This window comes from Mesorhizobium sp. Root554 (genome assembly GCF_001427025.1).
Lineage (GTDB): Bacteria > Pseudomonadota > Alphaproteobacteria > Rhizobiales > Rhizobiaceae > Mesorhizobium.
This window is the reverse complement of record NZ_LMGA01000001.1, coordinates 3,440,018-3,462,770: the sequence shown is the minus strand read 5'-3', so window position 1 is coordinate 3,462,770 and position 22,753 is coordinate 3,440,018. Positions and strand designations below refer to the sequence as shown.

The window sequence follows — 22,753 nt, the reverse complement described above, 5'->3', positions numbered from 1 at the left end:
CGCACGGGTCTTTACTGCGGCAGCGAAGCCACCTCATCGTCCCACTTCTTCAAGAGGCGCTTGCGCTCCTCGCTGGAGCCGTACTTCTTGAAGTCGTAGTCGATCAGCTTGATCTTCGACAGGTCCGGCGCCTTGTCGGACTGCTTTGCAGCCTTGTTGGACGGCACCTGGAAAGAGTTCACTTCCGGCGCGCGCGACTGCACTTCCGCGGTCAGCGCCCAGTCGTAGAACTTCTTGGCGGCGTCGAGGTTGCGCGCACCCTTGATGATCGATTCCGAACCGATTTCGTAGCCCGTGCCTTCGCAAGGAATGACCGGAACGATCGGGAAGCCGGCAACGGTCTGCGCCACCGCATCATGGACGAAGACGATGCCGATCGTCGTTTCACCGAGGCCAGCCGCCTTGATCGGGGCGGAGCCCGACTTGGTGTACTGGTTGATATTCTTGTGCAGGGCCTTGAGATATTCGAAACCCTTGTCCTCCCCCATGATCTGGACGATCGTGGCGAGAAGGTTGTAGGCGGTGCCGGAGGAATTCGGATTGGCCACCTGGATTTGCCCCTTGTATTCAGGCTTGATCAGGTCGGCCCAGCATTTCGGCTCAGGCAGATTGTTCTTTGCCAGCAAATCCTTGTTGTAGCCGAAACCAAGCGCGCCGGAATAGACACCGACTGTGCGATTGCCCGCTGCTTCCGCCTGCTTGATCGCCCAGGGCTGCAACTGGTCGAGCATGGGCGACTTGTATTCCTCGGTCAGCCCTTCTTCCGCTGCCTGCAGATGCGGGTCGCCGGTGCCGCCCCACCAGATATCGCCCTTGGGATTGTCCTTCTCGGCGCGGAGCTGCGCATAGATTTCGCCAGCGCTCTTGCGCGTCATATCGACTGTGATGCCGGTCTTTTCCTCGAAGGCACGCGCCATGAGTTGGCACCAGGCTTCATCGACGCCACAATAGACGGTCAGGCTTTCCGCTTTCGCCGCAGATGTCGCGCCCCACAGTCCGAGCGCGACGACACCGGCAGCCAACAATGATTTGCTGGTCATTATATTCCTCCCTGTCATTTGCCGACTTACTAAAAAGCACGCCGGAAACAAACAATCTGATGGGATTTTAAGGGAATTGCAATTCCAAAGGAGACTCTCGGTGGAACATTTTTTCCATTCCACCGATCTCTGCCCATTTCAGCGGACAGCGCTACTGGAGATTGGGTCCAGCCGACTCCGCGATCGATATAAGCGACGAGACGAGAAGCTTCCGTTCTTCGCCGGAAAGAACCTTGGAATCGAAGAGGTTCATGCTTCGCAGGCCTTCGATGGCCAGATATGTCACCAGCAGAACCTTGAGGTCTGGCGTTTCGGATTTCAGCCGATTAAAAAGCTGCCGTCTGAATATCTTGATCGGTTCAAGGAAATCGGGATCCTCAGCGACGGCAGAAAATATCCATGACGGACAGGAGACGTTCTCCTCGCATTCCCTGGCCGAGAGCCTGACATAGAGCGACAGCAGGCTTTCCTTGCCGTCGCTGTTGGACGCAGCCTCTTCGAGAGATTGATCGAAATCATAGAGATAGTCTTCGACCAGGGCCTGAAGGAGCTTCGCCTTGGTCGGAAAATTGTAAAGCAGTCCACCCTTCGAAACGCCCGCCCGGGCGGCGACGGCATCGAGAGAGAGACTCCCCGGCCCCGTCTCACGCGCGACATCGGCTGCGGCGGCGAGGATTTTCTCCCGTGAGTTCGTGCGTTGGACTTTCATTGCGCTCCGTGACCGGTCTGCAAGCCAAGACTACCTACAGTAGCTTTGGTGCCGTTGACAAGACCGTCCGGACGGTACAGTTAGACGAACGTCCGAAACCGACTCCGAGCCGGGTTCGGAAGACCAAACCGGGTAACCGGCCGAGAGGGGACCATCGTGATAAAGCGCCTGATTATCGCCTTCGTATTGCTCGTTCTGATTTGCGGCGGCATCGTCGGCTTCAACATCTTCCGTGACAATGCGATTTCGCAGTTTTTCGCCAATATGCCGGTCAATCAGCTGACGGTCTCCACCGCGAAGGTGGAACCCGCGCCCTGGACCCCCGGCATCGAGGCGATTGGCACGGTGGCAGCCTCACGCGGCGTCGCCCTGACCGTCGAGACGACGGGCATCATCAAGGAACTGCTGTTCTCGGCCAACCAGCACGTCGAACGCGGACAGCTTCTGGTGCGACTCGACGACGCGGTCGAACAGGCAGACCTCGCTGCTTCCAAGACGCAGGCGGCCCTCGATCAGCAGGCGCTCGACCGCGCGGTCGAATTGCAGAGGCGCGGAGTCGGCTCCGACGCAACGCTCGATACGGCGCGCGCCGCCGCTTCGACTTCCAAGTCGCAGGTTGTGAAGTTGCAGGCGCTGGCGGATCAGAAACTGCTCAATGCGCCTTTCTCCGGCACCCTCGGCATCCCGAGGATCGAGCAGGGACAATATATCGCGCCTGGAACCATCGTCGCGACTCTGCAGGACCTCGATACGATGCGGGCTGACTTCACGGTCCCCGAGCAACAGCTCAATTCATTGAAGATCGGCCAGCCGGTCGCTTTCGGCAGGACCACCAACGATCTTACCTTCAGGGGAAAGATCACCGGTATCGATCCCAAGGTCGACCCGGCCAGCAGGCTGGTGTCGGTGCGAGCCGACGTCTCAAATCCGGACGGACAGCTCAGCCCGGGCCAATTCCTCCAGGTTCGTGTAGAGCTCCCCAAGGAAGACGGCGTCATCGCCATTCCGCAGACAGCGCTGACGACGAGCCTTTACGGGGATTTCGTCTATGTGGTGCGTCCGGCCAAACAGGCTGAAGCTCCAGCGCAGGCGCCGGCCCCGACGGATGCCAAAAGCGCTGAGGCAAAACCCGAGGCGGCGAAACCCGCGGAACAGGCGGCTCCGAAGGCTGATGGACCGTCGCTCGCCGCCTACCAGGTCTTCGTCAAGGCCGGCCGCCGCTTTGCCGGCATGGTTGAAATCACCGAAGGCGTTGCCGGCGGCGACGAAGTCGTCACGGCGGGCCAGAACCGTCTCTCGAACGGCGCTCCCGTCAAGGTCGACAATACCGTCGATCTTTCCAAACCGCAGGGTGCGGCGAAATGAGTTTTTCCGATATCTTCATTCGCCGGCCGGTGCTTTCGACCGTTCTGGCCTGCATGATCCTGCTGCTCGGCTTCCAGGGCATCTTCAACCTGTCGATCCGCCAGTATCCCAAGGTCGATGAAACCGCGATCACGATAACAACTGCCTATCCAGGCGCCAGCGCGGACCTGATCCAGGGCTTCATTTCCGCGCCGATCGCGCGTGCGGTCGCATCGACGGAAAATATCGACTACGTCACCTCCAGCAGCCGCCCCTCGGCCAGCACGGTGACCGTGCAGATGAAGCTCGGCTCCAACCCGGACGTGGCGCTGACGGAAGTTCTGTCGAAGGTGCAGGGCGTGCGCGGCCAATTGCCGGAAGAGGCCAAGGACCCGGTCATCGTCAAGGGGACCGGTGACTCGTTCGCGATGATGTACATTTCGATGCAGAATCCGAACATGACGCCGGAGCAGTTGACCGAGTACATCGAGCGCGTTATTCGCCCGCGCATGTCGACCGTCGAAGGCGTCGCGGAAGTGCAGATTTTCGGCGCCGCGGACTATTCGATGCGGGTATGGATCGATCCGGTGAAGCTTGCCTCGCGCGGGGTCACCGCGTCGGACGTGCTGACCGCCATCAACTCTTCCAACTTCCTGTCCGCTCCGGGCAAGGTGGAAAACGAATTCGTGGTCTCTTCGATCACTGTCCGCTCCACGCTCCAGACCCCCGAGGCGTTCGGCGCCCTGCCCCTGAGCTCGAAAGACGGCAATGTCGTAAGGTTGCGCGATGTCGCGAAGGTCGAGCTGGCAGCAGAAAGCACGGACACCAGGGTTACCTTCAACGGCAAGCCTGGCACCTTCCTCGCCATTTTCCCGACGCCGGCGGCGAACCCGCTGACGACGGCGGAAGCAATTCATGACATCGTTCCACTGATCCAGGAAAGCCTGCCGCAAGGCATGACGATCGAGATCGTCTACGATTCGACCGAGCAGATCAGCGCCTCCATCGACGAGGTCTACAAGACCATCGCCGAAGCGGTGGCGATCGTCGTGGTCGTCATCCTGCTCTTCCTCGGCTCGTTCCGGTCGGTCCTGATGCCGATCGTGACCATTCCGCTGGCCCTGATCGGCGTCTGCTTCATTCTGTTCGCAGTCGGCTATTCGATCAACCTGCTGTCGCTGCTGGCCATGGTTCTGGCCATCGGCCTGGTGGTCGACGACGCCATCGTGGTTGTGGAAAACGTCCACCGACACATGGAAGAAGACCACATGTCGCCCATGCAGGCGGCGTTCAACGGCATGCGCGAAATATCCTCGGCAATTGTCGCGATGACGCTGACGCTCGCCGCGGTCTTCGCACCGCTCGCGTTCACCGGCGGCTTGACCGGCGCGCTGTTCCGCGAGTTCGCCGTGACGCTGGCCGGTTCCGTTGTCATTTCCGGCATCGTGGCCGTCACGATCACGCCGATGATGTCGGCACGTATCCTCAAGCATGGCAAGCAGGGCCGGTTCCAGCGGATCGTCGAATCCACCTTCGGTTACGTCGAGAACCGCTATGAACGGCTGGTGAGCGGGTCGCTGAAGTATCGTCCGGTGACGTTGATGATCGTCATCGCGCTGGTTGCCGTGACCGGGTTCATGTTTACCAAGACATCCAGCGAGCTGGCACCGGAAGAAGATCAGGGCTTCCTGCTCTCCCTGGTGACCGCGCCCCGCTACGCGACTTCGGATTATACCGCAACCTACGTCAACCAGATCCTCGGCCTGGTGAAGGACATACCGGAAACCCGGGCTCAGTTCTCGGCTGTCGCGTTTGGCGGCGCAACCAATAGCGCCTTCGTCGGCTTCGCCTTCAAGGACTGGGCCGACCGCACCCGCAGCTCGAAGGAACTGCAGGCGGACATCCAGGGCCGCCTCGGCAATGTGGCCGGTGTGGAGGCCTTCGTCTTCGCTCCACCGACCTTGCCGGGTTCAGGCGGCGGCCTGCCGATCACCATGGTGGTGAGATCGACAGGCGATGCGTCGCAAGTCTTTGAGGCTGCCGAGCAGATCAAGAACAAGGCGCAGGCCTCCGGGCGCTTCATCGTTGTGCAGAACTCGATGTCCTACGACGCGCCACAGGTCACCGTAACGATCGACCGTGACCGGGCCGCGGCGCTTAACCTGCCTATTGCCGATATCGGCCGGACGCTGACGCTGCTGGTCGGCGGAGCCGAAGTGGCGCAGTTCGACCGCGATTCCAACAGCTATGACATCATCACGCAGGTGCCGCAGGAATTCCGCAACAACCCCGAAAAGCTCGGCGACTATTTCGTTCGCAGCGTTTCAGGCGACATGGTGCCGCTTTCAGCTGTGGTGAAAATTTCGACCAATTCGGCGCCAGCTGCGATCGAGCAGTTCAACCAGCTCAACTCGGCGACCATTTCAGCGCTGCCGCTTCCCGGCGTGACGACGGGCGATGGCCTCAAGACGATCGAGGACATCGCCAACCAGACCCTGAATGACTCGTTCTTCATCGACTATTCGGGCCAGTCGCGGCAGGAAAAGGAGCAAGGCAATACGATCCTGATCGCCTTCGGCGCAGCTATTCTGGTCATATACCTGGTGCTGGCGGCGCAGTTCGAAAGCTTCCGCGACCCGCTGATCATCATGATGTCGGTGCCGCTATCGATCTTCGGCGCCATCGTGCCGCTTAACCTCGGCCTTGGCACGCTCAACATCTACACGCAGGTGGGTCTGATCACGCTGATCGGCCTTATCACCAAGCACGGCATCCTGCTGGTCGAATTCGCCAACCAGCAGCGCGACGTTCACGGTATGCGCCGGCGCGACGCCATCATCGCCTCTGCCAAGGTGCGCCTGCGGCCAATCCTGATGACTACGGCCGCCATGGCGCTCGGCGTGGTGCCGCTGATCACATCGAGCGGCGCCGGCGCGGCAGCGCGCTATTCGATGGGCCTGGTGATCTTCACCGGCATCCTCATCGGAACGATGTTCACGCTGTTCGTCGTGCCGATGTTCTACACGCTGATCGCCAGCAAGGATTTGCCTCACCATGCGGAAAAGCCGGATCCCAAGCTGATGCCGGCTGCGCACGACTAAGTCCCGCCGGCCGACTTTCCGGCCAGAAAAGATAAAGGCGGTGGAGCGATCCACCGCCTTTTTTGTCCGGGGGACTGATCTGCTGCCCGTGCAAATGACGGCTTATCCTTTTGCCGCTTCCTCGATCTTGGCGACGTCGACCTTGACCATCCTCATCATCGCCGCCATCACCCGGCCGGCTTTCGCCTTGTCTCTCGAATCTGTCCGAAGCGGTTGCGGCGACACTCGATGGAACAAGCGCGAGATGCCGCCGTTGTGCCAGGGACGAACGACATATGCATGTCCCGGTTTTTTTCGGGCCGGCTGTTCGGACTGGGCGATTTCACGTCAGTCGCACTGGCCACAGGGCAAATCGTCGATTCCGTTAAAACGGATAGTGAAATTAAACCGTGGCAAGGCCGCACTGTCGCGTATATAAGGCCTCGTTTTCTGGTTCCACGCAAGGCGTGTTGACCCCAGCTAGGACAAGCTAATGCCTCCCTATCGTTCACGTACGACCACCCATGGCCGCAACATGGCCGGCGCGCGCGGCCTGTGGCGCGCCACAGGCATGAAGGATTCCGATTTCGGCAAGCCGATCATCGCCGTGGTCAATTCCTTTACCCAGTTCGTACCCGGCCACGTGCATCTGAAGGACCTTGGTCAGCTTGTAGCGCGGGAAATCGAAAAAGCCGGTGGCGTCGCCAAAGAATTCAACACGATCGCCGTCGACGACGGTATCGCCATGGGCCATGACGGCATGCTTTATTCGCTGCCTTCGCGCGAGCTCATCGCGGACTCCATCGAATACATGGTCAATGCGCATTGCGCCGACGCCATGGTCTGCATCTCCAACTGCGACAAGATCACTCCCGGCATGCTGCTGGCCTCGATGCGGCTCAACATCCCGTCCGTCTTCGTCTCGGGCGGTCCCATGGAGGCCGGCAAGGTCGTGCTCGGCGGAAAGACGCGCGCCATGGATCTCGTCGACGCCATGGTGGCGGCCGCTGACGATAGCGTTTCCGACGAGGACGTCACGGAAATCGAGCGCAACGCCTGCCCGACATGCGGTTCGTGCTCCGGCATGTTCACCGCCAACTCGATGAACTGCCTGACCGAGGCGCTGGGCCTCTCCCTGCCTGGCAACGGTTCGACGCTGGCTACACATGCCGACCGCGAACGCCTGTTCGTCGAGGCCGGGCATGTGGTCGTCGACCTGGCGCAGCGTTGGTATCAGCAGGACGACGCCAACGCCCTGCCCCGCAACATCGCCTCCAAGAAAGCCTTCGAAAACGCCATGTCTCTCGACATCGCCATGGGTGGATCTACCAACACGGTGCTGCATATCCTTGCCGCCGCGCATGAGGGCGAGATCGACTTCACCATGGAAGACATCGACGCCCTGTCGCGCCGGGTGCCTGTGCTTTGCAAGGTGGCGCCAGCCAAGAACGACGTGCATATGGAAGATGTCCATCGCGCAGGAGGCATCATGTCGATCCTCGGCGAACTCGACAAAGCGGGCCTGATCAACCGCGACCTGCCAACCGTGCATATGCCAACACTCGGCCAGGCTATCGACCACTGGGACATCACCCGCACGAAAAGCCAGAACGTACATGAATTCTTCAAGGCCGCTCCAGGCGGGGTGCGCACCCAGACGGCCTTCAGCCAGAGCCGGCGCTGGGAAGAATTGGATATGGATCGTGAAAAGGGCGCCATTCGCAGCGCCGAGCATCCTTTCTCGAAGGATGGCGGACTTGCTGTGCTGAAGGGCAATGTGGCGCTGGACGGCTGCGTGGTGAAAACGGCCGGGGTGGACGAATCCATCCTGAAATTTTCCGGTCCCGCCGTGGTGTTCGAGAGCCAGGACGCGGCGGTCAAGGGCATCCTCGGCAACGAGGTCAAGGCGGGCGATGTCGTCGTCATCCGTTACGAGGGTCCGCGCGGCGGTCCCGGCATGCAGGAAATGCTCTATCCGACCAGCTATCTGAAGTCGAAGGGGCTTGGCAAATCCTGCGCCCTCCTGACCGATGGTCGTTTCTCGGGCGGCACGTCCGGCCTTTCGATCGGTCACGTCTCGCCGGAAGCTGCGGAAGGCGGGCTGATCGGGCTGGTGCGCAACGGCGACATCATCGAGATCGACATCCCGAACCGCACCATCAACCTCGCCGTGTCCGAATCCGAACTAGCGCAACGGCGTGCAGCGCAGGACAAGGCAGGCTGGAAGCCGGTGGAAAAGCGCAAGCGCAATGTCACCCAGGCCCTGCGCGCCTACGCGGCCTTCGCCACCAGCGCCGACAAGGGCGCCGTGCGCAAAGTGCCGGACTGAGCGGGATCGCATGGCATTCGACCTCATCGTTCGTGGCGGTGTCTTGCCTGACGGCAGAACGGCGGACATCGGGATCGAAGGCGAGACCATAACGGCCATCGAGCCGCAGCTCGAGGCCGAAGCCGGTACGGTCGTCGACGCCTCTGGCGACCTTGTCTCGGCGCCTTTCGTCGACCCGCATTTCCACATGGACGCCACGCTGTCCTACGGCATCCCGCGCATCAACGCGTCGGGCACGCTGCTGGAAGGCATCTCGCTTTGGGGCGAACTGAAGCCGCTGCTCACGCATGAGGCCGTCAGCGATCGCGCGCTGCGTTATTGCGACTGGGCGGTTTCGATGGGCCTGCTCGCAATCCGCACGCATGTCGACGTGTGTGACGACCGGCTTCTTGCCGTTGAAGCGCTTCTCGACGTCAAAAAGCAGATCGCACCTTATATCGACCTGCAACTGGTGGCCTTCCCGCAGGATGGGTTCTACCGCTCGCCGACAGCTCGGGAAAACACCTTGCGGGCGCTCGACATGGGCGTCGATGTGGTCGGCGGCATCCCGCATTTCGAGCGCACGATGGCTGATGGCACGCGCTCGGTGACAGAATTGTGCGAGATCGCCGCGAAACGCGGGCTGATGGTCGACATGCATTGCGACGAGACCGACGATCCGCTGTCGCGCCATATCGAGCAACTGGCTTACGAGACCCAGCGCCTCGGCCTGCAAGGCCGGACGGCGGGGTCGCATCTGACTTCCATGCATTCGATGGACAACTACTATGTTTCGAAGCTGCTGCCGCTGATGGCGGAAGCGCAGGTTTCGGCCATTCCCAATCCGCTCATCAACATCATGTTGCAGGGGCGGCACGACACGTTTCCCAAACGGCGTGGCCTCACCCGCGTGAAGGAGATGCAGGCGCTGGGCATCCGTGTCGGCTGGGGCCAGGACTGCGTGCTCGACCCTTGGTATTCGCTCGGCACAGCCGACATGCTCGACGTCGCCTTCATGGGCCTGCACGTGGCGCAAATGTCGAGCCCGGCGGAGATGGCGCGCTGCTTCGACATGGTGACGAACGTCAACGCCGCCATCATGGGGCTCGATCATCTGGGGCTCGAAGTCGGCAAGCGGGCCAGCCTCGTCGTGCTGGATGCGGAAAATCCAGTGGAAGCCGTGCGGCTGCGGGCCGAGCGCCTATGCGTCATTTCCCGCGGCAAAATTGTCGCCACACGGCCAAAACGCGATACAAGTCTTTCCATCGCCGGGCGGCCCGGCAGCGTCAACCGCCGGCACGACGCCGGCGGCACTACCTGACAATCGCGTCTTAGCGGGTATCCGACCGACATGGCTTTTGCCCGACTCTCCAACCTGTTCACGACAAACACGCTTCTGGCCGGCATCGCACTGATGCTGCTGGGTGACATGATGTTCTCGCTCAACGACGCTATGGGCAAGATCATGGTGGTCAGTTTTTCCGTCGGGCAGGTGCTGTTGATCCGCTCCGCCGGCGCGTTCTTCATCCTCGGCCCGATGCTTGTCCGTCAGAGCGCTGCCAAGCTTTTCCACGTCGAAAAGCCCTGGCTGCAGCTGCTGCGGGTCGTCATGGCGACTCTGGACACCGGCCTCTTCTATGCGGCGGTGGTCTATCTGCCGCTAGCCGACGCCATGAGCTTCTATATGGCCGGCCCCATCTATGTGACGGCGCTTTCGCATTTCTTCCTCGGGGAAAAAGTCGGCTGGCGGCGGCAGGCCGCGATCTATATCGGCTTCATCGGCGTCATCATCATTCTCAAGCCGTCAGCGGCCGCCTTCTCGCCCGCGTCGATGCTGGCGCTCGCCGGAAGCATCGCCTTCGCCATCTCGACGGTTCTGAACCGTCGGCTGCGCAACACCAGCGACACCACATTGGTGACCTGGCAGACCATCGGCGCGCTGCTTGTCGGCGCCGCCCTCGTGCCTTTCGCCTGGAAAACGCCGACCCTGCCGGAAACCGGCATGATGCTGTTGCTCGGCGTCGTTTCCTGCGTGGCGCATCTGCTGATCACGCGCGCGGCGAAGCTTGCCCCAGCTTCGGTGCTGGCGCCGCTCCACTACAGCCTGCTGTTGTGGGCGGTGATACTGGGGCTGCTCCTGTTCTCGCAATTCCCCGAGCCGCGCGTGCTGGTCGGAGCGGCGGTGATCGTGCTCGCCGGGCTGTTCATCTTCCACCGACAAAAGGTGGTCGACGATGGGCCGGCAGACGTGCCGAACAGCATCAACTAAGGCTTTTCGCCCCCACTTGCCCTTTTGCCGCTGCAAAGCAGCTTGCTTCGTGTCCGTAAACGCAGATCGGGACGCGGAATTATGAGTTTATTAATCATAAGTTGAAAGATTTGGGGCGACGCGAACGCCGCCAGCCTATTCCATTCGAGATGAAAGCAACGGCTGCTGTTCGCGCCGCCCGGCCAGCCCCAACGGATGGCCACTGTTGGTTTTCCGGCGTCCGATGAACATAGACATTTTTCAATTGCCCGGGATTCTCAAACGCCGGGCCGGCTATGTGATTCTCACCACGCTGTTGTGCGTGGCGCTGGCGTTCGCATTCCTNCCCCCCGTCATCGGGGCAGAAAGCAACGCCGGCATCGGCCAGCAGGCCAGCGCACAGACTGTGGGCAGCCAGATCTACGTCCTGCAATCACGCGATCTGCTGCGCGAGGTGGTCAAGAAGCTCGACCTGACGAAGGACAGCTATCTGGCTGGCGGCGGCGGCCTGCGCCAGATGATCTTCGGCCGCGCTCCCCAGGCGGAGGGTGACCGGACGGATGCCGTCGTCGATGCGCTGCTCAAAAACCTGACCATCGCCCGGGCCGACGATTCACTGGTCTTTTCGGTCACTGTCAAACACCGTGACAGCGACGCGGCGGCGAAAATAGCCAACACCATCGCCGAGCTTTACATTGACACATCCAGCACGTCCAAATCCGACGCCGACACCAAGGCCAGCATGGCGCTGCAAGTGCAGACGGAAGAGCTGCGCAAGAGATTGATCGCGGCGCTGGCCGAAGCCGAACGATTCCGCGCCGAGAACGGCCTTGTCAGCACCGGCCAGCAAGGTCTCGTCGGCGACCAGCAATTGGCAGGACTGAGCCAGCAGTTGCTGGCGGCAAAACAGGTGGCCGACCAGCAGAAGACGATCTCCGAACAGGCGAACCAGCTCAATCTTTCGGATGTGGAGACTGGCGCCATCGCCGAGGCCCTTCAGTCGACCGGGCTGACCAGTCTGCGCGCACGCTACGCGCAATTGCTCGACCAGCAGGCGCAACTTTCCACCACGCTCGGCGAAGGGCATCCGCAGATGCGCGCCATCCGCTCCCAGGTGGCGAGCATGCGCACGACAATCGAAAAAGAGCTTGGCCGCATCCGCAAATCCGCAGCCAACAATTACGAACGGGCAAAGGCCAACGTGGCCGCACTGCAGAACCGTTTCGACGAAACAAGCGAAAGCAACAGCGACAAGGGCAAGGCCAAGATCAGGTTGGCACAGCTTGAAAGCGAAGCCGCCTCGATCAACACGGTCTACCAGTCCTTCCTGACCCGCGCCGAGCAGCTTGGCCGGCAACAGGATATCAACAGCAGCAATTCGCGCGTCATATCGGCAGCGGTCCCGTCCTCCACCCCGGTGCAGGCGCCCAAGGCGCTCGTCCTTGCCGCGTCGTTGCTGTTCGGCCTTGCGCTGGGCAGCGTGGTCGCCGTGGCGCGGGACCTGCTATCCGGCGGCGCTCCGGCCGCGACTGTCGTGCAAACGCCGGCACAACGCCCTGCCGAAGCTCCCGCAGCGCGGGATAGCGCCGGCTTCGCGCACAATGTCCGGCAGATGTTCAAGCTAAAACGCAGCCGCGCATCTGAAACAGGAAAGCTGGCCGACCTACCGCTCGAACTCAGCCTCGGTCGCACGATGGAACTGTTGCGCTCCCGCCGCGAAGCCGGTTCTGCGACCGCGGTGGCCGTGCTGAACGCGACACCAGGCTATGCCGGCTACCTTGCCGCCGCCGACATCGCCAGCTCGCTGCACCGCGCCGGGGAAGACGTGTTTTTCAGCGACGGCACATTGCGGCTCGAGACGATCCAGTCCCTGACCGGCCGTCAACCGGTCGGCTTCCTCGACAAGGTCGCTCCGCTGACGCGCTACGGTCTCAATCCATTGACGGAACTGCTGGAGTTTACGCGGCTGGGCGAAAAGCCGCGTCCGGCAAAGACACTGCTGGCGCTCGTCCCGGAGGCGGCCCCGCAAAACAATCAGCCCTTCCTCGTCGTCGATGCATGGGGAACCGAGGCCGAGGAAATCCTGCCGATCGTTTTGAAATATGCCGACAGCATCCTCATCCTTTCGCAAGGCAAGGCGGACCCTACGACCCTGAACATGCTGATGGCCGAAATCGAGCCATGGCGCGAAAAGCTGGTCGGTACGCTCGTCGCCGCCCGGAAGGCGGCATGACCAACCGGCGGCAATCATGAGCCGGGACTGGGCCCAAGCGACGACCTTATCGGCGTTCAGCGCTCCTGCGGCATCGTTCTCCAATGCCGAGAGCCCGGCCGCGCCTCAGGCCGTGCGTTTGCTGACGGCCCTGCTGATCGTCGGCGCGCTGGTGTTCAACTTCCTGCTGTGCTTCGTCAACACGCGCATCACGGGCATCAACGACAACTATGTCATCCTGTCGGAGATGGCGATCGTCGGCTCGGTGTTCCTGCTGGCGATGACGCGGCGCTCGGCGCTCTACCTGCTGGTCGCCGTCTTCGTCAGCTACATGATCTTTTTGTTCGCACTGCGCGGCGGCCAGTTCAACCTGAAATCCGTGCGCGACATCCTGATCCCGATCGCGTTCTACTTTGTCGGCACGCGCATCCGCGATCCAAAGCTCGGCGACAAGCTTGTCGTCATCAGCGCGCTGATCGTCGTCGGTATCGGCCTGTTCGAATATCTCGCGGTCGATACCTTCATCTCCTATTTCAACGTCATCGGCTACTATCTGGCACGCGGCACGGTGACGGTCGACCAGCTCTACGGCCAGACCAAGGGGCTGTTCATTTCCGGCGTGCGGCCCGAGGCGCGCACCATCCTGCCCTTCCTCGGCCAGCACCGGGTTTCGTCGGTGTTCCTCGAGCCGGTCTCGATGGGCAACTTCGCCGTCATCATCTATTCGTGGGCGCTCTACCGCGGACGGGAATTTGCCGGGCGCTGGTGGGTGTTCGCCCTCGCCTTCGTGGTGGTCGCGCTGGCTGACGCCCGCTTCGGCCTCTACACCTGCGTACTCATCACCGTGCTCTACCCGTTCTACAACTACATTCCTCGCATCTTCTGGAGCGTGCTGCCCTTCATCCTGCTCGCGGTGTTGGCGATCTATGGCATCACCTCGGTGACCGGCGGCGGGCCGAACGATATTTCCGGTCGCTTCGCCGTGACCGCCAGCATTCTGACCAAGCTTTCGGCCGGCGTCGTGCTGGGCACCGAAACCACCGACCAGTTCACCGCCGATTCCGGCATCGCCTATTCTCTGACCGCCTTCGGCATTGGCGGGTTCGTCGCCCTGTGGGTGCTGTTCGTCAACGCGCCGCTGGCGGAAGCGCGGGCCTGGCGCTTTCACTCCATGGCGATCGTCTATCTGCTGCTCCTGATGCTGATCAGCGACTCGTTCTATTCGATCAAGACGGCGGCGCTGCTGTGGTTCCTGCTTGGTTGCTCCGACGCGTATCGGCGCAACACAAGCCGAACCGCCGAAGACAGGCTTTCGGCAGCCCGGCATCGCGCTTCGCGCCCACAATCAATGTCGATGGCGCGCTAGCCCGGCTGCTTTTCCAGTGCCGGACATGCCCCCGATGGCGCGGGCACGCCGCCGCCTAGTTCCAGCGCCTTCAATTGCAGCCTGTCACCGTCTTCCGAGGGCTGGATGTTCATCGGCTCGGTGGCCGGCCACCAGTCGCCCGCGACCCAGTACGTCCAGCCGACCCAGTGCTGCGGGTCGGCATTGACGACGCCCGCCATGTTGGCGATCCCGGTCATGCACTCGGTGTTGGCAGCGCCGGCGAACTCGCCGAGAAAGCCACGTTTGCCGTTCTTCTCCAACCATGCACCCACGCTTTTCAGCGCGGCCACCGCATCGCCGGCACGTTCGCAGGTCGGGCTGGTCCCCGAGAAGTTGCCGTCCATATACTGATGGACCTCGTAGGCGTAGTTTTCGCCAGGATCCTTGACGCCGAGCATGACGGTCGCGTTCGCCTCCTCCAGCGAACCGCTCTCCCAGCTGTGCGCGCCGGTCCAGTTCGTTCCGGGAACCAGGACCAGATTGTCCGCGCCGGCTTCGCGTATCCCGGCTATCGCCGCATTGGCAGCCGACAACCATTGCCTCGCCGGCATGTCGTGCGGCTCGTTCATCAGACCGAACAGGACCGACTTGTCGTTCTTGTACTGGGCCGCCAGCCGCTTCCAGAAATCACCAAAGGCCGCTTCCGGAACCGCGTCGGAGCCGATCACCTGACCACGATAGCGAGCATAGTTATGGGGATCGAGAATGACGGTCATGCCGGCGGTCTTCAGCTCGGCCACGGCAGAGGCGAGTCGGTCTTTCTCCGCGCCGTCGAAATCCTTCATCAGCTCCGGCTGCAACCGCTCCCACAGAAACGGCAGCCGCACGGAATTGAAGCCCTTGGCGGTGAAATACTCGATCGTGCGGTCGCTGGGGTAGATATAATCCTTGGTGTAGACGCCCGGAGGCTCGCCGAATTCGGCCCCCGAAAGGTTTATGCCGCGCAGGCAACTCGCCGATGCATCGAACGTAACGGCAAGGGCCACAATCGTTGCCGACAGCCGCAGTAAATGGCGGCGCGACCGATCGCCCGTGCGTGGCACGCCTGCCGAACCGATCTGTGGGCTTTTTTGCAAGACCGATCTCAGATGCGCTTGTGCCGGAGCGTCAACTGCTCCTCGGACGCTGGCTCGGATTTCAGGACGTGTCCGTATAGTTCGGCGTATCGGTCTGCGACGCGCTCCCATGAGTAGGCGGCTGCCGCCTGCATCGCGGCCAGGCGATAGGCATTGGCGCCGGTGAACAGTTCGGCGAACGCCGCTTCTATGGAAGCCGCCGCTTTTTCAGGCGCACCGAAATCGCAGAGCCGGACCTCTTTATGCCTGGAAGCGAGATCGCTGTAAGCGGTGTTGGGGTGGAGCAGAGGCATCAGCCCCGCGCTCATGGCTTCAACAGCGACAAGACCGAATCCTTCATACTCGGAAGCGGAGGCGAATAAGGAACAGTGGCCGAGAAGCGCGCGGATGGCGCTGTCCGGCAGACCGATATGACATTCCACCTTGCCGGTCAGGCCACGCTCTCCGATCATCCGCCGCAAATCGGCCTCGGTGACGTCGCCGGGAATGCCGACAATATCCAGCCGCCAGTCTGGCTGGAGCCGGACGAGCCGCTGCATCGTATCGAGCAGATTGTCGAGACGCTTGTTGGCCGAGAACCGGCCGAGCGTGACCATGCGCCGAACGGGAAAGGCCGATGCGGCGCCGGCGAATTTGTCGATGTTGACGCCATTGTCTATCTGCACCACCCGCTCGCCGGCGATCGCCTGGAAGGCGCGGGTGTCCTGGGCGCTGCAGCCGACCAGATAGCGATAGCCCAGGGCTGACAGGCGCGTCACGGTCTGGAACCAGATTTTCTTGACCGCGCCGAATTTCCTTGTGTGGAAGAAACCGCCATGCGTGGTGGCGACGAGCGGCTTGCGGTGAAGGAAGCGGCCCCATGACAAAGCATCGAAGAAGAAATCGATGGCGTGGACATGGACGATGTCGGCATCGGCGAGATGGCGGAAAACCGCCGGCGCCAGCGGGTAGCGGGTGGAGCCCCGGAACGGTATGCGCACCACCTCGACACCCTTCAGCATTTCCCGTTCCGGCAATTTCTTGTCGAGCGCGGTGAATTGCCGGTCGAGCGTCACCACTCGTACGCGGTAGCCGCGCTTGCGCAGCTCGGCAGAAAGATTACCCACCACGTCTTCCAGACCGCCGCGATTGGGCGCGTACTGGCGCACCACCTGCACGGCGAGCGGCCGGCGGCTATCGGCGAATTCCGACTTGAATGAAGGCCTCGGGTTCATCTTTTCGGTCCGTGCAATCGGCCATGCTCCCGCCCAGGCGGCAGAGGACTGCTGCGGGCTCGCCATCACCGACGCGCGCCGCATCCTTAAGGTGGGGTTAAGATAGCTTCCGCACAGCAGCGGGCAGAATTGTTTTACACCGTTTGGTAAACCGAACTTCAATCCATTCGGCAAATTTCCGGCCCCGAGCCGGCATACAAGCCCGGTAAAACTACAAACCCAAAGCAATTTAGCGATTTGTTTCAACGACCCTTATCCATTCCCCTTTAGCCCATCTTATCAACCTTGCCGTATGGTCCCGACTGCAAGCCTGAGGGCCATGCAAGACGATCCTTGAAGAGGTTGGGGCATCGATGAAACAGAGGATACGTGAATTGCTGGCCAGGCATGGCGGCCTGTCCATGGCGGCCGGCGAACTGAGAGACGATTCCGACCTCTATAAGGCCGGCCTTTCCTCCTTCGCCTCGGTGCAGATCATGCTGGCTATCGAAGAAGCCTTCGACATCGAATTTCCCGACGCCCTGCTCAACCGCAGGTCATTCCAGAGCATCGACTCGATTGCGCTCGCCGTGGAAAGCATTACCGGCAGCGCGGCGGCAGCCTGATGACCATCTCCGTCAACGCCAGCCTGGCCGAACGCGCCGGGCGTGTCGCGGCAATCGCGGCCGCTCATGCGGACGATGTCGACGCCCAGGCGCGCTTTCCGCAGGAAGCGGCGGATGCGATGAAGCTGGAGCGGCTGTTGTCGATCCAGGTCGCCAGCAATCTGGGCGGCGAGGACGCCAGCCTGTCGCAGGTCGCGGAAATCTGCTCGCTGCTCGGCCAGTCCTGTTCGGCGGCGGCGATGATGTTCGCCATGCACCACATCAAACTATCGAGCCTCGTCACGCATGGCGCCGACAGCGCCTGGCATCGCGCCTTCATGCGGCGCATCTGCGACGAACAGCTGCTTCTCGCCTCGGCAACCACAGAAGGCGGCATCGGCGGCAATCTGCGCAACAGCATCTGCGCCATTTCGGTCAACGGAGACCGCTGCACGTTGGAAAAGGACGCGACCGTCATATCTTATGGCGCATATGCCGACGCGATCCTGATCACCTCACGCGCCAACGCCGAAGCTGCGTCGACCGACCAGGTGATGACAGCCTTCACCAGAGACCAGTATTCGCTCGAACGCACCCAGATCTGGGATACGCTCGGCATGCGCGGCACCTGCTCCGACGGCTATCTGTTCAAGGGCGAGGCGCCGGCCGAGCAAATCCTGCCCAAGCCTTTCGCCGAAATCGCGGCCCAATCGATGCTGGCGACCTCGCATCTGCTATGGAGCGCGGTGTGGTACGGCATCGCCGTCAATGCGGTGGTGCGGGCGCAGAACTTTGTGCGCGCGGCGGCCCGCAAGAGCCCCGGCGTCACGCCGCCCGGCGCGCTGCGGCTGGCCGAGGCGTCGAACCTGCTTCAGCTGGTCAAATCGAACGTGATTGCCGGGTTGCGCGAATACGAAACGGCCAAGTCCGATCCGGACCGGCTGTCGTCGATGAGCTTCGCGGTGGCGATGAACAATGTGAAGGTCGGCGCTTCCGAGACAATCCTCACCATCATCAATCACGCCATGCTGATCTGCGGCATCCTCGGCTACAAGAACGGCACGCCCTTCAGCCTCGGACGGCATCTGCGCGATGCGCATTCGGCGCAGCTGATGATCTCCAACGACCGCATACTGGGCAACACGTCCAACCTGTTGCTGGCGCACAGGCAGGACACCAGCCTGACAGGATAATCCAATGGACATGCAGACCTCACTGCTCGACAGGCTGTTCGAGTCAGGCCTCCTCATCGATATGGGCGTCGAAGGCCTTTACGGCCGCAGCGGCGAATTCGAGGACGTTATCCGGCGCTTCGAGGCGCTGATCGAGACCTTCGCGACCGGCGATGCTGCTGAAGCGATCAGCTTTCCGCCGGGCATGAACAAGGCGCATTTCGAGGGCAGCGGCTATTTGAAGAGCTTCCCGCAGCTTGCCGGCACGGTGCACAGCTTCTGCGGCAACGAACTCGACCACATGAACCTGCTGCAATGCCTGGAAACCGGACAGGATTGGACAAAAGGGCAGGAAGCGACCGACATCGTGTTGACGCCGGCCGCCTGCTATCCGCTCTATCCGACGGTCGCCAAGCGCGGTCCGTTGCCGGTCAAGGGCGGGCTATTCGCTTTGCAGTCCTACTGCTTCCGTCACGAGCCGTCCAACGATCCTGCCCGCATGCAGCTTTTCCGCATGCGTGAATTCGTCCGTATGGGCACGCCCGAGCAGGTCGTGGCCTTCCGTGGCGAGTGGATGGAGCGCGGCAAGAAGCTGATGGCGAAGGTTGGGCTTCCGGTGGAGATCGATGTCGCCAACGACCCGTTCTTCGGTCGCGCCGGGCGGATGATGAAGAATAACCAGCGCGACCAGAATCTGAAGTTCGAGCTGCTGATCCCGATCACTTCGGTGGCGAAGCCCACCGCCTGCATGAGCTTCAACTATCATCAGGACCATTTCGGCAAGACCTGGGAGTTGACGACCAGCGACGGCGAAGTGGCGCATACCGCCTGCGTCGGCTTCGGGCTGGAGCGCATCGCGCTGGCGCTGTTCCATCATCACGGGCTGCGCGTGGCCGACTGGCCCACCGCCGTTCGCGAGGCGCTCGGATATTCGGCTTGAGCCAGAAGGCCGTCTTCGCCGGGCTTGACCCCGGGAGCTACCGTCCGCATGCGCTGCACGATGCCGAGCGCATGTGGCCGGAGACCAATTGCTATGTCGATCTGTGGATCGAAGTGCTGAACAGCTTCGGCGCGCCGCCCGAGGCGATGCTCGGCTTTACGCTGACACAGGATTTCGAGGGCGACCAATTCACTTTCTTCAAGGTTCCGCTGGACGATCTGGAATCGCTCTACGGCATCAGATGCACCGAACTCGCCATTTACGACCGCGTCGAGACCCATCTTGCGGTGCAGATCGAGCGCGGCCGGCTTTGCCTGGTCGAGATGGACAGCTATTTCCTGCCCGATACGCGCGGCGTCGCCTACCGGACCGAGCACGGCAAGACGACGATCGCCGTCAACCGGCTCGATATAGCTGGCCGTAGTCTCGATTACTTCCACAATGGCGGGTTCTTCCGGCTGGAGGACGACGATTTCGACGGGCTGTTCCACCACAACGCCGCGCCGGACGAACCGTCCTTCCTGCCCTACACGGAGTTCGCGCGTTTTCCCGCCGCGCCACCCACGCCAGATCATCTGCACGTCGAGGCGCTGCGGCTGCTTGGCGTTCACTTTGCCCGCCGGCCGGCGGCCAATCCCGTCGCGGCATTCGCCCAGGTTTTTCCCGAGCAGGTCACCGAAATCGCCGAACGGCCTTTCGGCTTCTTCCACCAATACGCGTTCAACACGCTGCGCCAGCTCGGCGCCAATTTCGAACTGGCGGCAAGTCACTTGGACTGGATCGCGCCGGATGGGTCGCTGAGCGAGGCAGCCACGGAAGCGCGGCGCGTCTCCGAGGTCGCCAAGTCGGCTCAGTTCCAGCTCGCCCGCGCCGTCACCCGCAGGAAATTCGAGCCGCTGGCGGGCATCCTCGAGCCTGCCGCAGAGGCCTGGGACCGGCTGTTCGGCATCCTGGCCGGGCGGATCGGCTGAGCATGGACATGATCATCTCCCCTCTGGAGCAAACCGACCGTCTGCTCGACAGGGGTTGGCGAATGGCTGTAACCCCCGCCGGAGCCTGGGCGGATCCAAGCGCGTGCGACAACGCCAAACTGATCGACGCGCAGGTGCCCGGCACGGTGGCTGGCGCCTTGGAGCGGGCGGGGAAGTTCGACCGCGCCGCGCCGCAACCCTTGAACGGTCAAGACGCGTGGTATTTGGTCGACCTCGCCGGTGAAGCGCCAGGAGCAGCGACGCTTCGGTTCGAAGGATTGGCGACCATCGCCGAAATCTTCCTGAACGACCGTTTGGTCGCCGCGTCAAACTCGATGTTCGTGGCTCTGGACGTTCCGGTCATATTGACCGGAACGGATCGTCTCGCCATCTGCTTCCGGGCGCTGGCGCCGTATCTGGATCAGCGCGGCCGCCGCGCCCGCTGGCGGCCGCAGATGATTACGCCGCAGGGGTTGCGGCTTACCCGTACGTCGCTGATCGGCTACATGCCGGGCTGGTGCCCGGAAGTCCATCCCGCCGGTCCTTTTCGGCCGATCCGCCTCTTCCGGGACGCCTCGCCCGCGCCGCGCGACGTCGTCATGCGCGCAGGCCTCGACGAGGCAGGCAACGGCCGGCTCGATATACGTTTTTCCGCTCATGGATTGCGCGGACCAGTCAAAGTCGTCTGCGCTGATCGGGAAGCCGAGCTTGTGCGTGACGGCGACTGCTTTTCGGGCTCGCTTCTGCTGCCCAGCATCGAAGCATGGTGGCCGCACACGCATGGACGTCCGGCCTTGCAGGATGTGACGATCGTTACCGCGGACGGAGCGCATCCGGCAGGACGCACCGGCTTCCGTCGCATCGAAATCGATCGTGGCGCGGATGGCAAGGATTTCGCCATTCTCATCAATGGCGAGCGCGTCTTCTGCCGCGGCGCGGTGTGGACAAACGCCGACATGGCGAACCTGCCGGGTACCCGGGAGGGCTACGAACCATGGCTGCGTCTGGCCGCGGATTCCGGCATGAACATGCTGCGCATTCCAGGCACCATGACCTACGAGACGCCGAACTTTTTCCGGCTGTGCGATGAGCTCGGCATCATGGTCTGGCAGGACTTCATGTTCGCCAATTTCGACTATCCCGCCGAAGATCCGGACTTCGCGGCGCTGGTCGAGCAGGAAGCGCGGCAGTTTCTGCAGGGAACGTCCGCATCCCCCTCACTTGCCGTGCTGTGTGGCGGCAGCGAAATGGCGCAGCAGGCGGCTATGCTCGGGCTGCCCCAGGCTTCGTTGTCCGGCCCGCTGACCGACGAAATCCTCCCCAGAGTTGCAACCGAAATCAGGCCGGATCTGCCCTACGTGCCGAACAGCCCGTGCGGCGGGGCAATGCCGTTCTCGCCGAATTCGGGAGTGACCCATTATTATGGCGTCGGCGCCTATTGCCGGCCGCTCGACGATGCGCGCCGGGCCAATGTGCGCTTTGCCGCCGAGAGCCTCGCCTTTGCCAATGTGCCGGAACAATCGACGCTGGACACGCATCTGCCGGTCCCGGCGGTGCACGATCCGCGCTGGAAGGCGCGCGTGCCCCGCGACCGTGGCGCTTCGTGGGACTTCGAAGATATCCGCGATCACTATCTCGCCGACCTCTACGGACATGACCCCATCCGTATGAGGCGCGAAAACCCGACGCTCTATCTCGACCTGTCGCGTATAGTCTCGGCGGAGGTGATGGAAGCGACGTTCGCGGAATGGCGCAGGCCCGGATCCAGCTGCAATGGGGCGCTCGTGCTGTCCCTGCAGGATTTCCTGCCCGGCGCCGGCTGGGGCGTCATCGACGCGACTGGCACACCAAAGCCGGCGTTCCATGCCCTGCGCCGCGCTTTTCGGCCGGTGCAGATATTGCTTTCCGACGAAGGCACCAATGGGGTCGATGTACACGTATTGAACGAGACGGCGGCGGCACGCGAATTGCGTATCGAACTCGTCTGCCTGCGCGATGGCTCGGTTCCGGTGGTCCGCGGCGAAAGCATTGTTACTCTTGCCGCGCGGCAGGACATGACCCTGCCCGCGACGCAGATCTTCGGTGCTTTCTTCGATACGAATTACGCGTTCCGGTTCGGGCCGCCCTCGCATGACGTCACGGTGGCTCGGCTGAAGGACGCGCAGACCGGCGCTGTAATCAGCGAGGCGTTCCATTTTCCGCTCGGCAGCGCCGCCCCGCTCGGCAACACCGAGGTTTCGGTCGAGCTGAGCGAGGATTCCGAAGGCTGGCTGCTAACGCTGTCGGTCAGCCATCTGGCGCAGGGCGTGCAGATAGATGCGCCAGGCTTTTCAGCCGGCGATAACTGGTTCAACCTTGCTCCCGACGAGCCAAGGCTGGTGCGGCTCTCGCGCCGGTCAAGCGAGGCCAAACCTTTCGGCGACGTCCGCGCGATCAACATGAAATCGACGGTGCAATTCTAGCCGAGC

The 22,753-nt window shown here is 62.2% G+C and carries 16 protein-coding genes and 1 pseudogene; 12 read left to right on the top strand and 5 right to left on the bottom strand.

The genetic code is table 11. The annotated features are described in order from the left end of the window. Nucleotides 1-11: 11 nt before the first annotated feature. Nucleotides 12-1,040 carry an ABC transporter substrate-binding protein gene (locus tag ASD44_RS16745; RefSeq protein WP_056114521.1) on the bottom strand — a complete coding sequence of 343 codons (1,029 nt, stop codon included), beginning with the start codon at nt 1,038-1,040 and terminating at the stop codon, nt 12-14. A 151-nt stretch (nt 1,041-1,191) separates the two neighbouring features. Next, a complete protein-coding gene (locus ASD44_RS16740; RefSeq protein ID WP_056114518.1) occupies nt 1,192-1,749 on the bottom strand; it encodes a TetR/AcrR family transcriptional regulator in 558 nt (185 codons plus the stop codon). Nucleotides 1,750-1,905: 156 nt separating this feature from the next. Between ASD44_RS16740 and ASD44_RS16735 the strand changes: the two genes are divergently transcribed. Beyond that, nucleotides 1,906-3,114 (top strand): efflux RND transporter periplasmic adaptor subunit, encoded by a 1,209-nt coding sequence (locus ASD44_RS16735; protein ID WP_056114515.1) that lies wholly within the window; start codon nt 1,906-1,908, stop codon nt 3,112-3,114. Beyond that, nucleotides 3,111-6,194 carry an efflux RND transporter permease subunit gene (locus ASD44_RS16730; RefSeq protein ID WP_056114513.1) on the top strand — a complete coding sequence of 1,028 codons (3,084 nt, stop codon included), beginning with the start codon at nt 3,111-3,113 and terminating at the stop codon, nt 6,192-6,194. The genes ASD44_RS16735 and ASD44_RS16730 overlap by 4 nt, the downstream gene beginning before the upstream one ends. Nucleotides 6,195-6,296: 102 nt before the next feature. On the opposite strand, the pseudogene ASD44_RS18810 reads toward ASD44_RS16730, so the two are convergent. Next, a pseudogene (locus tag ASD44_RS18810) lies at nt 6,297-6,386 on the bottom strand (VOC family protein); the annotation flags it as partial. A 280-nt stretch (nt 6,387-6,666) separates the two neighbouring features. Between ASD44_RS18810 and ilvD the strand changes: the two are divergent. The 5 genes from ilvD (at nt 6,667) to ASD44_RS16705 (ending at nt 14,307) form a co-directional block, all read left to right on the top strand. Further along, entirely contained in the window at nt 6,667-8,502 is a 1,836-nt protein-coding gene (ilvD, locus tag ASD44_RS16725; RefSeq protein WP_056114510.1) for a dihydroxy-acid dehydratase, read from the top strand. Between the two features lie 10 nt (nt 8,503-8,512). Further along, on the top strand, nt 8,513-9,802 hold the full coding sequence (locus ASD44_RS16720; protein WP_056114507.1) for an amidohydrolase family protein: 1,290 nt from the start codon (nt 8,513-8,515) through the stop codon (nt 9,800-9,802). A 30-nt stretch (nt 9,803-9,832) separates the two neighbouring features. Beyond that, complete coding sequence (locus ASD44_RS16715) at nt 9,833-10,750, top strand: DMT family transporter (RefSeq protein WP_056114505.1); 918 nt, start codon at nt 9,833-9,835, stop codon at nt 10,748-10,750. A 325-nt stretch (nt 10,751-11,075) separates the two neighbouring features. Beyond that, the coding region (locus ASD44_RS16710; RefSeq protein ID WP_210168690.1) for a GumC family protein at nt 11,076-12,962 on the top strand (1,887 nt) is incomplete at its 5' end. 16 nt (nt 12,963-12,978) lie between these two features. Further along, nucleotides 12,979-14,307, top strand: a complete 1,329-nt coding sequence (locus tag ASD44_RS16705; protein ID WP_056206858.1) for a hypothetical protein — start codon at nt 12,979-12,981, stop codon at nt 14,305-14,307. On the opposite strand, the gene ASD44_RS16700 is transcribed toward ASD44_RS16705, so the two are convergent. After that, entirely contained in the window at nt 14,304-15,314 is a 1,011-nt protein-coding gene (locus ASD44_RS16700; protein WP_244478792.1) for a glycoside hydrolase family 5 protein, read from the bottom strand. The genes ASD44_RS16705 and ASD44_RS16700 overlap by 4 nt on opposite strands. A gap of 98 nt (nt 15,315-15,412) precedes the next feature. Next, the gene (locus tag ASD44_RS16695) at nt 15,413-16,618 is read right to left on the bottom strand and encodes a glycosyltransferase family 4 protein (protein ID WP_056116407.1); all 1,206 of its coding nucleotides are present in this window, start codon (nt 16,616-16,618) and stop codon (nt 15,413-15,415) included. Between the two features lie 353 nt (nt 16,619-16,971). Here ASD44_RS16695 and ASD44_RS16690 point away from each other — a divergent pair, with 353 nt between their 5' ends. The 5 genes from ASD44_RS16690 to ASD44_RS16670 all read left to right on the top strand — a co-directional run bounded on the left by ASD44_RS16690 (nt 16,972) and on the right by ASD44_RS16670 (nt 22,747). Beyond that, nucleotides 16,972-17,223, top strand: coding sequence for an acyl carrier protein (locus ASD44_RS16690; protein ID WP_056114493.1), 252 nt, complete (start codon nt 16,972-16,974; stop codon nt 17,221-17,223). Beyond that, on the top strand, nt 17,223-18,395 hold the full coding sequence (locus ASD44_RS16685; protein WP_056114489.1) for an acyl-CoA dehydrogenase family protein: 1,173 nt from the start codon (nt 17,223-17,225) through the stop codon (nt 18,393-18,395). Before ASD44_RS16690 ends, ASD44_RS16685 begins: the two co-directional genes overlap by 1 nt. A gap of 4 nt (nt 18,396-18,399) precedes the next feature. Continuing rightward, nucleotides 18,400-19,314: an amino acid--[acyl-carrier-protein] ligase gene (locus ASD44_RS16680; RefSeq protein WP_056114487.1), complete on the top strand. Its 915-nt coding sequence runs from the start codon at nt 18,400-18,402 to the stop codon at nt 19,312-19,314. Next, a complete protein-coding gene (locus ASD44_RS16675) occupies nt 19,302-20,285 on the top strand; it encodes a DUF1839 family protein (RefSeq protein ID WP_056114484.1) in 984 nt (327 codons plus the stop codon). Before ASD44_RS16680 ends, ASD44_RS16675 begins: the two co-directional genes overlap by 13 nt. A gap of 62 nt (nt 20,286-20,347) precedes the next feature. Beyond that, a complete protein-coding gene (locus ASD44_RS16670) occupies nt 20,348-22,747 on the top strand; it encodes a glycoside hydrolase family 2 protein (protein ID WP_244478791.1) in 2,400 nt (799 codons plus the stop codon). The last annotated feature ends 6 nt before the right edge of the window (nt 22,748-22,753 follow it).